General features: G+C 75.1%; 9 protein-coding genes. 3 read left to right on the forward strand and 6 right to left on the reverse strand.

Annotated features, from left to right (window positions below; translation table 11 throughout):
* Positions 1-18: 18 nt before the first annotated feature.
* Positions 19-1,488 (forward strand): helix-turn-helix domain-containing protein, encoded by a 1,470-nt coding sequence (locus tag OG776_RS18140; protein ID WP_329321657.1) that lies wholly within the window; start codon positions 19-21, stop codon positions 1,486-1,488.
* Between the two features lie 55 nt (positions 1,489-1,543).
* Here OG776_RS18140 and sucD read toward each other — a convergent pair whose 3' ends face one another.
* From sucD to OG776_RS18170, 6 genes are all read right to left on the reverse strand, one after another.
* Positions 1,544-2,428, reverse strand: a complete 885-nt coding sequence (gene sucD / locus OG776_RS18145; RefSeq protein ID WP_148010099.1) for a succinate--CoA ligase subunit alpha — start codon at positions 2,426-2,428, stop codon at positions 1,544-1,546.
* A 21-nt stretch (positions 2,429-2,449) separates the two neighbouring features.
* A complete protein-coding gene (gene sucC, locus OG776_RS18150; protein WP_148010098.1) occupies positions 2,450-3,628 on the reverse strand; it encodes an ADP-forming succinate--CoA ligase subunit beta in 1,179 nt (392 codons plus the stop codon).
* A gap of 552 nt (positions 3,629-4,180) precedes the next feature.
* Entirely contained in the window at positions 4,181-5,386 is a 1,206-nt protein-coding gene (locus OG776_RS18155) for a hypothetical protein (protein WP_329321660.1), read from the reverse strand.
* A 156-nt stretch (positions 5,387-5,542) separates the two neighbouring features.
* The gene (locus OG776_RS18160) at positions 5,543-6,787 is read right to left on the reverse strand and encodes a VWA domain-containing protein (RefSeq protein WP_329321662.1); all 1,245 of its coding nucleotides are present in this window, start codon (positions 6,785-6,787) and stop codon (positions 5,543-5,545) included.
* Positions 6,784-9,429 (reverse strand): DUF5682 family protein, encoded by a 2,646-nt coding sequence (locus tag OG776_RS18165; protein ID WP_329321664.1) that lies wholly within the window; start codon positions 9,427-9,429, stop codon positions 6,784-6,786. Before OG776_RS18165 ends, OG776_RS18160 begins: the two co-directional genes overlap by 4 nt.
* Positions 9,426-10,634, reverse strand: a complete 1,209-nt coding sequence (locus tag OG776_RS18170; RefSeq protein ID WP_329321666.1) for an ATP-binding protein — start codon at positions 10,632-10,634, stop codon at positions 9,426-9,428. Before OG776_RS18170 ends, OG776_RS18165 begins: the two co-directional genes overlap by 4 nt.
* A 134-nt stretch (positions 10,635-10,768) precedes the next feature.
* Between OG776_RS18170 and OG776_RS18175 the strand changes: the two genes are divergently transcribed.
* Both OG776_RS18175 and OG776_RS18180 read left to right on the forward strand, forming a co-directional pair.
* Positions 10,769-12,124, forward strand: coding sequence for an SWIM zinc finger family protein (locus tag OG776_RS18175; protein ID WP_148010095.1), 1,356 nt, complete (start codon positions 10,769-10,771; stop codon positions 12,122-12,124).
* A 178-nt stretch (positions 12,125-12,302) separates the two neighbouring features.
* Positions 12,303-13,949, forward strand: coding sequence for a DUF5691 domain-containing protein (locus OG776_RS18180; RefSeq protein WP_329321670.1), 1,647 nt, complete (start codon positions 12,303-12,305; stop codon positions 13,947-13,949).
* Positions 13,950-14,157 lie beyond the last annotated feature (208 nt).

Genomic DNA, 14,157 nt, shown 5'->3' on the forward strand with positions numbered 1-14,157 from the left:
CGTTCTGTGGGGTTCGCGATGACACGGGACTCCTGGGACCCCGTCCTTCCCCTGCCCGGCCGCGAGGAGCGCCGCCGGCTGCGTGAGGCCAAGTCGCTGAGTCACGCGGACATCGCGGCCCGGGTGGGCGTCACCGCCGCGACCGTGCGCGCGTGGGAGTCCGGCCGTACGGCACCGCACGGCCGCGAACGGGAGGCGTACGCGGCGCTGCTGGCCCCCGCAGGGTCGCCCGGCGATCAGCGGGAGGACACCCCCGCGGCCGCGGCCGGCACCGGCCGCGCCGGCCGCACCGCCGACCTGGCCGACTCCGGCCGCACGGACCCCACGGACCGCACGGACCCCACGGACCGCACGGACCGCACGGCCGGTCCTGACGGTCCCGGCGATCAGCGCGCCACCGGCGCCTCCGCCGACCGGGAGAACCATGAGGGCCGCCCTGGCCTCCGGGAGGGCCGCGACCGCCGGAGCGGGCGCGCGAAAGGCTGGGGCCCCGGACGTCGTGGCACCCCCGGACGGGACACCCGCTCGCGCGGACCGCGGGACGAGGCCGCCCCCGTCCTGGCCGGCGTCGCCACCGGTCCCGTACAGCCGCCGCCCAGGCCGGCGCGTCCGCCGGCGACATCCACCGGTTCCGGGGCGAGGCCGGCGGCCGGCCCCGGGTGGGGCCCCGGGTACGAGCCGGCCACCGTCGGTCTGACGCCCGCGGAGGCCTTCGACGAGCTCTACGGGTTCTGCGCCCCCGCCCTCCTGCGGCAGACCTATCTGCTGACCGGGCGCCGTGAACTGGCGCGCGAGTCGGTGGAGCGGGCCTTCCAGACGGCCTGGCAGCGGTGGCCCGAGGTGGCCGTGGACCGTGACCCGGCGGGGTGGGTGCGGGCGGTGGCGTACGAGTACGCGCTCTCGCCCTGGCACCGCGTCCGCCCGCGGTACCGGCACGCGGAGCCACCGCCCGCGGACGCCGCCGACCGGGCGCTGCTCTCCGTACTGCTGGACCTGCCGCCGATGCACCGGCGGACCCTGCTGCTCTACGACGGCGTCGGACTCGACCTGCCGGAGACCGCCGCCGAGACGGAGGCGAGCACGCCCGCGGCGGCCAACCGGCTGCTGCACGCGCGCGAGACCGTGGCCACGCGGCTTCCGGAGCTCGCGGCGCCCGAGGAGCTGCACCGGCGGCTCGCCGAGATCGCCGGGACGGAGCGGTTGCGGGCCGGAAAGCCCTTCCTGATCCGCTGGGCCAGCGAGCGCCGCGCCCTGCACTGGACCCGTGCGGCGATGGCGTTCACCGCCGTCTTCATCGGCATCACCTCACTGACGCTCAAGGCCGCGCCCGACCACTACGAACCACCGCTCGCCCCGGGAGCGACGGTGAGCGGTCTGCCGCCGAAGGTCGCTCCCGGGCCGCTGTCCCACGAGGAACTGGCCCTGCGCGCCCGGCTGAGAGCGGCGACGGCGAGCGGTCCGGAGCGGCTGGTCCCGGACCCGCGCTGAGCACGCGGACGGGCCCGCACCCCCGGAGGGTGCGGGCCCGTCTCGCTGTTCCGCGTCAGCCCGCGAGCAGCTCGCGCGCCAGCTTCGCCGTCTCGGTCGGCGTCTTGCCGACCTTGACGCCGGCGGCCTCAAGGGCCTCCTTCTTCGCGGCGGCCGTGCCGGAGGAGCCGGAGACGATGGCGCCGGCGTGGCCCATGGTCTTGCCCTCGGGCGCGGTGAAGCCCGCGACGTAACCGACGACCGGCTTGGTCACGTTCTTCGCGATGAAGTCCGCGGCCCGCTCCTCGGCGTCGCCGCCGATCTCGCCGATCATGACGATCAGGTCGGTGTCGGGGTCGGCCTCGAACGCGGCGAGCGCGTCGATGTGCGTCGTGCCGATGACCGGGTCGCCACCGATGCCGACGGCGGACGAGAAGCCGATGTCACGGAGCTCGTACATCATCTGGTACGTCAGCGTGCCGGACTTCGAGACCAGGCCGATACGGCCCGGCTTCGTGATGTCGCCCGGGATGATGCCGGCGTTGGACTGGCCCGGGGTGATGAGACCGGGGCAGTTCGGGCCGATGATGCGGGTCTTGTTGCCCTTGGCCTTCGCGTACGCCCAGAAGGCGGCGGAGTCGTGGACCGCGATGCCCTCGGTGATGACGACCGCGAGGGGGATCTCCGCGTCGATCGCCTCGACGACGGCGGCCTTGGCGAAGGCCGGCGGCACGAAGAGGACGGACACGTTGGCGCCGGTCTTCTCCATGGCCTCGGCGACCGTGCCGAATACGGGGATCTCGGTGCCGTCGATGTCGACGGAGGTGCCCGCCTTGCGCGGGTTCACGCCGCCGACGATGTTCGTCCCGTCCGCGAGCATGAGCTTGGTGTGCTTCATGCCCGTGGCACCGGTCATGCCCTGGACGATGACCTTGCTGTCCTTGTTGAGGAAGATAGCCATGGCTGTTTAGTCCCTCGTCCCTTACTTCGCAGCCGCGAGCTCGGCGGCCTTGTCGGCCGCGCCGTCCATGGTGTCCACGCGCTGGACCAGCGGGTGGTTGGCGTCCGACAGGATCTTGCGGCCCAGTTCGGCGTTGTTGCCGTCGAGACGCACGACCAGCGGCTTGGTGACTTCCTCGCCCTTGTCGGCGAGCAGCTGCAGCGCCTGGACGATGCCGTTGGCGACCTCGTCACAGGCGGTGATGCCACCGAAGACGTTGACGAAGACGGACTTGACGTCCGGGTCGCCGAGGATGATCTCCAGGCCGTTCGCCATGACCGCGGCGGAGGCGCCGCCGCCGATGTCGAGGAAGTTGGCGGGCTTCACGCCACCGTGGTTCTCACCGGCGTACGCGACGACGTCCAGGGTGCTCATGACGAGACCCGCGCCGTTGCCGATGATGCCGACCTCGCCGTCGAGCTTGACGTAGTTGAGGTTCTTCGCCTTCGCGGCGGCCTCGAGCGGGTTGGCCGCGGCGTGGTCGACGAGCGCCTCGTGGTCGGGCTGGCGGAACTCGGCGTTCTCGTCCAGCGACACCTTGCCGTCGAGCGCGATGACCTTGCCGGAGGCGACCTTGGCGAGCGGGTTCACCTCGACGAGGAGAGCGTCCTCCTTGATGAAGGTGTCCCACAGCGTCACCAGGATCTCGGCGACCTGCTCCGCGACCTCGGCCGGGAATTTCGCCTGGGCGACGATCTCGCGGGCCTTCTCGATCGAGACGCCCTCGTTGGCGTCGACCGGGACCTTCGCGAGGGCCTCGGGGTTCTCCTCCGCGACGACCTCGATCTCCACGCCGCCCTGGACGGACGCCATGGCGAGGAAGGTGCGGTTGGTGCGGTCGAGGAGGTAGGAGACGTAGTACTCCTCGACGATCTCGGGCGCGGTCTCGGCGATCATCACCTTGTGGACCGTGTGGCCCTTGATATCCATGCCGAGGATGTCCGTCGCGCGGGCGACGGCCTCGTCCGGGGTGGCGGCGAGCTTGACGCCGCCGGCCTTGCCGCGGCCACCGACCTTCACCTGGGCCTTGACGACGGACTTGCCGCCAAGACGCTCGGTCGCCTCGCGGGCTGCCTCAGGCGTGTCGATGACTTCACCGGCCAGCACCGGTACACCGTGCTTGGCGAAGAGGTCCCTCGCCTGGTACTCGAACAGGTCCACGCGCGTCCGTCCCTATCAGTGATCTCGCGGTTCGTTGGATGCGTGGGCGTGCCGCGAAGGGCAACGTGACGTCCGCTTGTCACAAGGGTGGCGCACACGATGTCCGAGCGCGCGGCATGTCCGTCTCGCAGGTTATCGCCGTGGGGCACGGGTCCCTAAATCGCAGATCACACCTCAGCGGTGATACCTGTCACAGATCCGGCCGGCGCCTTGGCGGGGCAGGGCCTCACCGGGCTGGGGTTGGCCCGGTGAGGCCCCTTGCACAGGCCCTCGAAGGGCCCGGGGACCGGTGTTCCCCACCCCAATGGGGACCACCTGTCCCGCCCGCGGGGCACAGCCGGACGGATCCGACGGGTTTCGGCCGTCCGGGGCTGGGCCCCGCGGAGTCTCGGGTGGGTGCGGACGAGTCGCACGCGTACGGGTGAGGCGGACCGCGGTGGACGGGCACACCGGTTCGTTCAGGTCCCGGGGGCACCGCTCGCCGGGACCGCGGTGGGCGCGCGCGCCGTCCTCGCACGGGCAGGTCGCCTGCACGGGTGCGGAGGGACCTTCCTAGGCGGGGAAGAGCGGCACGTCCCGGTATCGGTCCCTGGTCCTGCCCGCCGTCGCGGCCTCGGACGTCACGGGCACGAGCCGTGGCGGCACGCGGTGCTCCGGGGCGACGGCGTACGTGTCGCCGTGCCGTGCCCCGGCGCCGTCCACGGCCGAGCGGTCGCCCAGCGCGCCCGACGCGTCCCCGGCCGGCCCCTGACGCGCGGGAGCCGGTCCCGCCACCGGACCGCGGAGGTCCCGGCGGTCGTGGCCCCGGTGGGTGACAGCCGGCCGGAGCGCCGAGGAGCCCGCCGGACCGTACGTGAGCGCGGTCGCGGTGCCCCGCTCACGGCCGGCGGTGGGGGACGTCACCGGGTCCGGGGCGGCTGCGCCCACCGGGTCCGTACGGTGCGGGTGAACCGGCCGCGCGGACGGCACTGACGGCACCCGGCGGCCGTCCCCCGTGGCCGGAGGTGTGCCCGGAGGCGTGAGCGGGCCCGGGAGCGACGGTGCGGCGGCGGTCGGCGCTCCGTCCGGCACCACCGGCACCACCGGGATCGCCGGGATCGCCGGGATCGCCGGAAGAGAGGGGAGTGCCTCCGGGAGGGCCGCGGTCAGTCCGCCGGTGAGCGTCTCGACGAGACCGGTGGCCGGCCGTACGACGGTGTCGACGACCGGTCGTACGACGTCCCCGACGGTCCCGGTGACGAGGGAGACGGTTCGGTCGGCCGACGCCCGCACCCGGGACGTCCCCGCCGGCGCCGTGGGGTGCGCCCGCGACGGCTTCCCCGGCTCGGCCGCTGTCCCGGGCTCCCGCGGTTCCCGGAACGGCTGAGGCCTCGGCTGCCGCCGCTGCTCCGGCGGCTGCTGCTGCTCCGACGACTGCTGCGGCTCCGGCTTCCGCGCCGGCTCCGGCGGCCGCTGCGGCTTCCGGTCCCCCGGCGAACTCTCCTGGGGCCCGGCCGGGTTGCCCGTGAACCGCCCCGCCGAGGCCCTGGTGGCACCGGCGAGCACCGGTCGCGCCGCCCGCGCCGGCGTCGAGGCGACCGGTGCCGATGTCACCGTGGCGGTCCGGCCGTCCGACGCGTACGCCCGCTCCCCGCAGAGGAAGCCGAGCGCGAGCAATCCGCCCACCAGCAACGACGCCTGCAGCGCACGCCGCCCCGCCGCCGTGCGCAGCAGGCGCAGGGCGGCACCGGCGAGAGGCGGTGCGGCGGTCGGGATCAAGACGGGGAGAGCTTCCGTGCGACGGGACCGGACGGTACGGGACACAACCCGGCACACCGTTCGATTCGAGGAGGCGCTGATCCTCGCACGGACCTCCCGAGGTTGCGCAAGCCCCCTGTTACCGATGGGTACTCATGTCCGCTTTTTCGTGTCCCCTCACATGGTGTCGGGCACGGGAAGCGGACGTTTCTCGATCGCCGCCGCCATCACGTCCGGAAACAGGTCGGGTGTGCAGGCGAACGCCGGGGCGCCCAGCGCCGCGAGGGCCGCGGCGTGCTCACGGTCGTAGGCCGGTGTCCCCTCGTCGGACAGCGCGAGCAGCGCCACGAACTGCACCCCCGACGCCTTCATCGCGGCCACCCGCCTGAGCATCTCGTCGCGTATGCCCCCTTCGTAGAGGTCGCTGATGAGGACGACCACCGTGTCGGCGGGCCGGGTGATCCGGGACTGGCAGTACGCGAGCGCCCGGTTGATGTCCGTACCGCCGCCGAGCTGGGTGCCGAAGAGGACGTCCACCGGGTCGTCGAGCTGGTCGGTGAGGTCCACGACGGCCGTGTCGAAGACGACGAGCCGGGTGGCGATGGAACGCATGGACGCGAGGACGGCTCCGAAGACGGACGCGTGGACGACGGACGCCGCCATCGAACCCGACTGGTCGACGCAGAGGACGACCTCCTTCCGCAGGGACCGCGAGGCGCGCCCGTGACCGATCAGCCGTTCGGGAACGACCGTGCGGTGTTCGGGGAGGTAGTGCTTCAGGTTGGCCGCGATCGTGCGGTTCCAGTCGATGTCGTGGTGACGGGGGCGGGTGACGCGGGCGCTGCGGTCCAGGGCGCCGGAGAGCGCGGCCCGGGTGCGGGTGGAGAGCCGCCTCTCCAGATCCTCGACGACCGTGCGGACGACGGCCCGCGCGGTCTCCTTCGTCGTCTCCGGCATGGCCTTGCCGAGGGAGAGGAGGGTGCCGACCAGGTGCACGTCGGGCTCCACCGCCGCCAGCATCTCGGGCTCCAGCAGCAGGGCGGCCAGCCCGAGCCGCTCGATCGCGTCCCGCTGCATGATCTGCACGACGGACGAGGGGAAGTACGTGCGGATGTCCCCGAGCCAGCGCGCGACCGACGGCGCGGACGCCCCGAGCCCCGCCGCGCGGTCCCGCCCGGGACGTGTCCCGCTCCCCTTCCCGTACAACGAGGTGAGCGCGCCGTCCATCGCCGCGTCGTGCCCGGCGAGCGCATAGCCCGTGCCGTCCGCGTCGTCGCCGCCGAGCACCAGCCGCCAGCGCCGCAGCCGCTCGTCGGCCGGGGCTCCCGCACGGCGCGCGGCGACCGGCCCCGCCGCGGCGCCCTGTCCAGGTGCGGCGCCGTGTCCCGGTGCGGCGGCCTGGTCCCACGGTCCTGCGGTCATCGGTCCGCCCCCACGAGGTCGTCGGTGCCGGTGCTCCCGCCGGCGTCGGCGGTGCCGTCCCCGCCGGTGGTCTCGCCCGCGTCGGTACGTCGATCGACGTCGGCGCCCCGATCGACGCCGGCAGGCCGATCGACGCCGGTGTCCCGATCGACGCCGGTACTCCGGCCGACGCCGGCACTCCGGCCGACATGACCGGTCCGGTCGGCAGCGGTGTCGGCGGGCGCACCCCCGTCGCCAGTGCCGTCGCCGGTGCCGTGGTCGTCGCCGGTGCCGTGGTCGTGGTCGCCCGCGTCGTGGTCCTCCGGTCCGGGGCCGAGCAGCAGGCGCAGCACCGGCAGGACGGCGTCGGCGCGTCCGGGGTCCGGTTCCGGGGCGAACCCGGGTGGGCCGGAGGCGGCGGCCGCGGCGCTCCCCCGCGCCCCCGGGCCGCGCCGGACCAGCTCCCCCAGCGTCCTGCGCACACCGGCCTCGTACGCCGAGAACGTGCGCCGCAGCAGCGGGAGCACGTCGGTGAACGCTTCCGCGGGCACCCCCGTCAGCCACGCGTCGACCAGTCCGAGCAGCCGCTCGTCGTGCACGAGCAGCATGCCTCCCCCCGCGCCGCCGCCGACGAACCCTTCGATCCACCCGGCCGCGTCTCCCGGCTCCGTGCCCGGTGACAGCACGAGGCCCATGAGCCGGGCGGCCTCCTCCTGTCCCAGCTCGCCGTCGTCCAGCAGCAGCCGCACGGCCCGTCCCCGCAGAAGGCCGGGCACCGTGTCGCGGCCGGTCAGTACCCGCAGCACGGAGTGCCAGCGACCGCGCATCCCCGGGCCGGGCGGCGGCCCATCGGACCGGGCGGCCGGGGCCGTCCCCCCGGACGGTCCCGTCTCTCCCAACAGGCCCACCGCGCCGTGCACCGCGTCCACATGGCCGCGCATCTCCTCGGCCGCCTCGGCGTCGAGTGCCGCGCAGGCCGGCGGGAGACCGACGAAGATCCGCTCGGCGAGGCCCGCGGCGACGCCGGTGAGGGCGAGGGTGTCCGTGCCGCGCACGTCGCCGTAGCGCAGGGAGCGGACCAGCGCGGGCAGCGCCTGGGCGAGGTGGCCGACGTCCGTGTCCAGTGCCGCCCGGTCGGCGAGGGCCCGCATCACCACGGGCAGCGCGTCGGTGAGCCCGGCGAGCAGGCAGTGTTCGGCCAGTGCCGTGACGTCGGCCAGCGCGGACGGGGCGACGGCGTCCGCCTCCGCCCTGGCGGTCGCGGCGGACAGCACGGTCGTGCCCCACACCCCGGCCTCGGCGACCCGTACGGACAGCTCCGGCTCCCAGCGCAGGCGCCAGGTCTCCCGGAAGGTGCCGGTGCTGCCGCGGGACGCGGCGGGCTCGCCCCAGCCGACGCCGAGCAGCCGCAGCCGGTGCAGGAGCCGGCTGCGCTCCGCGTCGGTCTCGCCGCGCAGATCGAGCTCCATCTCCCTTTCCGCGGGCTCCGGTTTGATCCGCAGCCGCTTCTGGAGCCGGGTGAGGTCGCGCTGGAGCGGCACCGCGGGAGCGGACGGCGGCACCTCGCCCAGCACGTCGCCGACCACCAGCCGGTCGTGCACGAGCCGCAGCGGCACGTCGGAGCCCTCGCACATCACGGCCCGGACGGCGTCGGTGGTCTCGGTCAGTCCGGGCAGCGGGCGGCCTCGTACCGCGGCGAGCGTGTCCGCCAGCCGCACCGCCTCGATGACGTGCGCGGGCGAGACCGTCCGGTCCTCGTCCCGCAGCAGCCGGGCCACCTTGGTCATCCACCGCTCGACCGGGCGGTCCGGGGCGTCGAAGAGGTGCCCGTACCAGCCGGGCGAGTCGATGCCCGCGCCGTACCCGCCGGCCCGGGACAGTCTGCGGTGTGTCCATGGCACCCACGTCATGTCCGCCCGGGCCCTGGGCAGTCCCTTGAGCAGCGCCCGGTCGGCGGCGACCGTGGTCCTGCGGCGCAGCGCGGGCACGTGCCAGGCCCCGCACACCACGGCGACGTCGTCCCCGAACTCCCGCTGGGCCGCGCGCACCTGGAGGCGCATGTACGCCTCACGCTCCGGGTCACGGTGGTGTCCGCCGTCCCCGTAGGTCTCCCGCAGTGCTCCCATCGCCTCCTCCAGCACGGTGAACGGCGCGAACGGGTCGGTGCCGGTCCCGCCACGGTGCTCGACCGCGTCCTCCCACCAGCGCTCGGGGTCGTCGTGACCGGCCGTCCGCGCGAGCACGGCGAGCGGGTCGATCCGCACGGCGTCGCCCGCGGGCTCGGTGGGCGGGAGCGGCGGTTCCTCCTTCTCCCACGCCAGCGTGTGCGCCGCGGGCAGGTCGATGAAGCGGGCCGGGACCCCGTGGTCCAGCGACCACCGGATCGCCACCCACTCCGGGGAGAACCCGGCCAGCGGCCAGAAGGCGGAGCGGCCGGGCTCGTCCACCACATGGGCCAGGAGCGCGACCGGAGGGCGCATGTCCGGGTCGGCGGCGAGCGGGAGGAGGGCGTCGGCCTCCGGGGGCCCCTCGATCAGGACGGTCCGGGGCGCCGCCGCGTCCAGTGCGGCGCGCACGGCACGCGCCGAGCCGGGCCCGTGGTGCCGCACCCCCAGCAGGAGCGGCCCGGCCCCTCGCGGTCCGCCCTCCCCCGGTCCGGTCACGCGCTCACCTCCCGGCAGGCCCGGTAGAAGTCCTTCCAGCCCTCGCGCTCACGGACGACCGCCTCCAGATACTCCTGCCAGATCACCCGGTCGGCCGCCGGGTCGCGGACGACCGCGCCGAGCACGCCCGCTGCCACGTCCGAGGCGCGCAGCACCCCGTCGCCGAAGTGGGCGGCCAGCGCGAGGCCGCCGGTGACGACGGAGATGGCCTCGGCGGTGGACAGCGTGCCGCTGGGCGACTTGAGCTTCGTACGCCCGTCGGCGGTCACCCCGTCGCGCAGCTCACGGAAGACGGTGACGACGCGTCGGATCTCGTCGACGCCGTCCGGGACCGACGGGAGGTCGAGGGAGCGGCCGATCTGGTCGACGCGGCGCGAGACGATGTCCACCTCGGCCTCGGCGGTCTCCGGCAGGGGCAGCACCACCGTGTTGAAGCGGCGGCGCAGGGCGCTGGACAGCTCGTTCACCCCGCGGTCCCGGTCGTTGGCGGTGGCGATCAGGTTGAAGCCGCGGACGGCCTGCGTCTCCTCGCCCAACTCCGGTATGGGCAGCGTCTTCTCGGACAGGATCGTGATCAGCGTGTCCTGGACGTCCGCCGGAACCCGCGTCAGCTCCTCGACGCGGACCGTCATGCCCTCGGCCATGGCACGCATGACCGGGCTCGGCACGAGGGCGTCCCGGCTGGGGCCGTGCGCGAGCAGCCTGGCGTAGTTCCAGCCGTACCGGATCGCCTCCTCCGGTGTGCCGGCGGTGCCCTGCACCAGCAGGGTCGAGTCGCCGCTGACCGCCGCGGCCAGATGCTCGGACACCCAGGTCTTCGCGGTGCCGGGTACGCCGAGGAGCAGCAGGGCGCGGTCGGTGGCGAGGGTGGTGACCGCGACCTCGACGACGCGGCGCGGGCCCACGTACTTCGGTGTGATCCGCGTGCCGTCCGGCAGGGTGCCGCCCAGCAGATAGGTCGCCACCGCCCACGGCGACATCCGCCAGCGGGCGGGGCGGGGCCGGTCGTCCTGCGCGGCCAGTGCGGCGAGTTCGGCGGCGAAGGCGTGCTCGGCGTGCGGCCGCAGCACCTCGCCGGGGCGCGCCCCGCTGCCCGCGGCGCCACCACCGGCGCTGACGGCGCTGTCGGCCGGGGCGGCTGCCCCGGCCTGTCCCGCGGGTGTGACTGCGGGCGTCGGTTCCACGGACTCGATGGACACGGTCATGGCTCGGTCCCCCCTCCGGCTCGGCCGGTTCGGATCTGGTCCCACCGTGCACCACACCACTGACAATCGGCTCTGACCTGGGCGGACTTGTGTGTGACGGCCGATTGTCAGTGGGGGGATCTACCTTCGGTGACATGACTCAGCAGGGGGTGCGCTGGACGGCGGATCAGGTGCTGGCACTGGCGCCCGACCCGGCGTCAGGCAGAGCGGGCAGCAAGCTCGGCACCGCCGGTTCGTGGTCGCACACAGGCAGTTCTGACGAGGGGACGTTATGGGGACTGTGCAGAGGAAGCGGCAGCACGCCTTATCAGACGGTCGTCGACATCGCGGACCCCACCGGGCCCGCCTGCACCTGCAGTTGTCCGAGCCGGAAGTTCCCGTGCAAGCACGCGCTGGGACTGCTGCTGCTCTGGGCGGGCGAGGACGGCGCGGTGCCGCGGGGGCCCCTGCCGGACTGGGCGGAGCGATGGCGGGAGGGGAGAAGGGAGCGAGCGGCGGCGAGTCGGACGACGGGCGCGGCATCTGGGACGGCGTCACCGGCTGATCCCGAGGCGGCCCGGCGCAGGGCGGAGCGCCGGGCCGCGCGGATCACCGCCGGGGCGGGGGAGTTGGAGCGGCGGCTGGCCGATCTGCTGCGGGGCGGTCTCGCCGCGGCCGAGCAGGCGGGGTACGGGATGTGGGAGGAGACGGCGGCCCGCATGGTCGACGCCCAGGCGCCCGGACTGGCCGCGCGGGTGCGGGAGTTGGGGGCCATTCCGGCCTCCGGTGCGGGCTGGCCCGTACGGCTGCTGGAGGAGTGCGCGCTGCTCCATCTCCTGGACCAGGGCTGGCTGCGCCGGGAGTCGCTGCCGGACGGGCTGGCCGCGACGGTCCGCTCCCGGGTCGGTCTGCCCGGCTCGGCGAGCGGCCCCGCGCTGCGGGACAGCTGGCTGGTCCTCGCCCAGCACGACACGGCGGACAGCCGTCTCACCACCCGCAGGATCTGGCTGTACGGCACGGGATCCGGCCGCACGGTCCGGCTCCTCTCCTACGGACCGGCCGGCCGCGCGCCGGAGCTGGCCCTGCCGGTGGGTCTGGCCTTCGAGGCGGAGATGTCGGTGTATCCGGGCACGGGCCGGCTCCGGGCGGCCCTCGGCGAGCGGTTCACCCTCCCGGCACCCACGCGCACCCGCCCGCCGGGAGTGAGCACACCCGTCGCGGCGGCGCGCTACGGCGAGGCGCTGCGCGACGATCCCTGGCTCGACTCCTTCCCGGTCACGCTGTCCCGCGTCATACCCACCCCCGACGGGGATTCGTGGCAACTGGCGGACGCGGAGGGGGACTTCGCCCTCCCGCTCACGGCCGCGGCGCTCGCCGGTCCCGGGCTGTGGCGGCTGGCCGCCGTTTCCGGCGGCGCCCCCGTGACGGTCTTCGGCGAGTGCGGCCACCGAGGCTTCACCCCGCTGACGGCCTGGCCGGAAGGGGCGGGCGAAGCGGTACCGCTGTGCTGACCGACGACACAGCGCCCTCCGCCGGCTGCCTTCTCCGCACACCGCAGGCAGCCTCACCTCTCTCACCTCTCTCACCTCTCTCACCTCTCTCCATTTCCTCCGTCTCCCCTTCCCCTCCCGCCCGACGCCGCCCGCTCCCCCGCCCCGCCGCACGGAGAGACGGAAAGGAAGGACGTTCATGAACGCGACCCCCGCCACGGCGGACCTGCCCGCCGAGGGCTCCTGGGAAGAGCTCGTCACACTGGCGCTGCTCGGGACCGGACGGCGCACACCGCCCGCCTGGGCGGCCGGACGCGAGGTGCCCGTGGCAGTCCTGGACGCGGCCGCCGTCGCGACCCTGCGGCGGCGGGCCGGGATGCGGCCGGGCCGGGCGGCCGCCCGGCCCGAGCCCGCGGCGCCGGACCCCCGAAGCCCGCTGCCGCCCGCCGCGGCCCGCCGGCTCGCCGCGCTGCTGGCCGACCGGCCGGGCAGCGGAGGCGGCCGCCGGGGCGCCGCCCCCGACCTGATGGAGCTGCTGCCCCAGTGGCTCGCGCTGGCCGGCGCGCGCGGTTTCGCCGCCCCCGCCGAGACACTCCCCGCGCTCCTCGACGCGGCCCGCGGCCGCACGGATCTGCGGCCGGCCGCGCTGGCCTTCGCCGGACCGCGCGCCCTGTGGCTGGCCCGTCTGAACCCGGACTGGCGGTTCGCGTTGCGCTCCGTGCCGGGCGGCGGTGCCGCGCTGCCCGGCCCCGACGAGCCCGAACGCACCCGACAGGTCTGGGAGGAGGGGCTGTTCGCCGAGCGGGTCGCGCTGCTCACGGCGCTGCGCGCCCGTCGCCCGGCGGCCGCGCGCGAGCTGCTCGCGACCACCTGGGGGACGGAGCGGGCCGAGGACCGGCTGATGTTCCTCGACTCGCTGCGCTCGGGACTCGGTGCGTCCGACGAGCCGTTCCTGGAGCGGGCGCTCACCGACCGGAGCCGCAACGTACGGGCCACGGCCGCGGAGCTGCTGTCCGCGCTGCCCGGTTCGGCGCTGGCCGCCCGGATGGCGGCCCGGGCCGGGTCGTGCGTGGCGGTCGACCGCACCCGGGAGACGCCCTCGATCGTCGTCGAGGCGCCGCACGAGTGCGACGCGAGCATGGAGCGGGACGGTGTTGTCCCGAAAGCTCCGGCGGGACGAGGGGAACGGTCGTGGTGGCTGGGCCAGTTGGTCGAAGCAGCGCCGCTCGGGACATGGCCGCGGCGGCTGGGCGGACGTACACCGGAGGAGATCGTCGCGCTTCCCGTGACGGACGACTGGCGGGACGAGCTGCACGCCGCGTGGTGCCGGGCCGCGGTGCGGCAGCGGGACCCCGGATGGTCACGGGCGCTGCTCGGCGCGCCCTCCGCCCCGGAGGCCGGCGGGCCGGGAGCGGTGTCGCTGGCGGAGCGGTCGAAGCTGCTCGCCACACTCGCCCCGACCGAACGGGCCGACTGGGTGGCGGGGTTCATCGCCACGCACGGCCTGTCCGAGGCGTTCCAGCTGCTGGGGGTCTGCGCGGTGCCGTGGGCGGGGCCGCTGGGCCGGGCGGTGGTCGACGCGCTCGACATCGCGCGCAACGCGGGAAGTTACCCGTGGAGTTTCAGCGGGGTGATGGGGCTGGCCGAACGGTGCCTGGACCCTCTGGAGGCGGGGCGGCTCGAAGCGCTCACGGCGATACCCGACGAGACGGAGCACGCGGCACCGGGCGCCGGCGGCTACTGGGCGGAGGCCTTCCAGCGCCTCGTCACCACCTTGCGGCTGCGCGCGGACATGACCGCGGAACTGTCGCCGCCGGAATCCGGGCGGGCATCCACGACGCCATGACCCCCGGGGGCGGCGCTCCACACCGCGCCCTCACCCCCGTGCACCGGCGGGGCCGCGGCATCCCGCCGGGCGCGCGGGGAACAGCGCGACCGGCCACCGCTCACCCGAACCGGCACCGACCCCGGCACTCGCTCCCGCCGCGGACGGGTCCTCGTCCGGGACCGGCCGGGCGCGACCGGGGCCGGACCCCGTACCCGCCGCCCGCCGC

Source organism: Streptomyces sp. NBC_01689, from assembly GCF_036250675.1.
Taxonomy (GTDB): domain Bacteria; phylum Actinomycetota; class Actinomycetes; order Streptomycetales; family Streptomycetaceae; genus Streptomyces.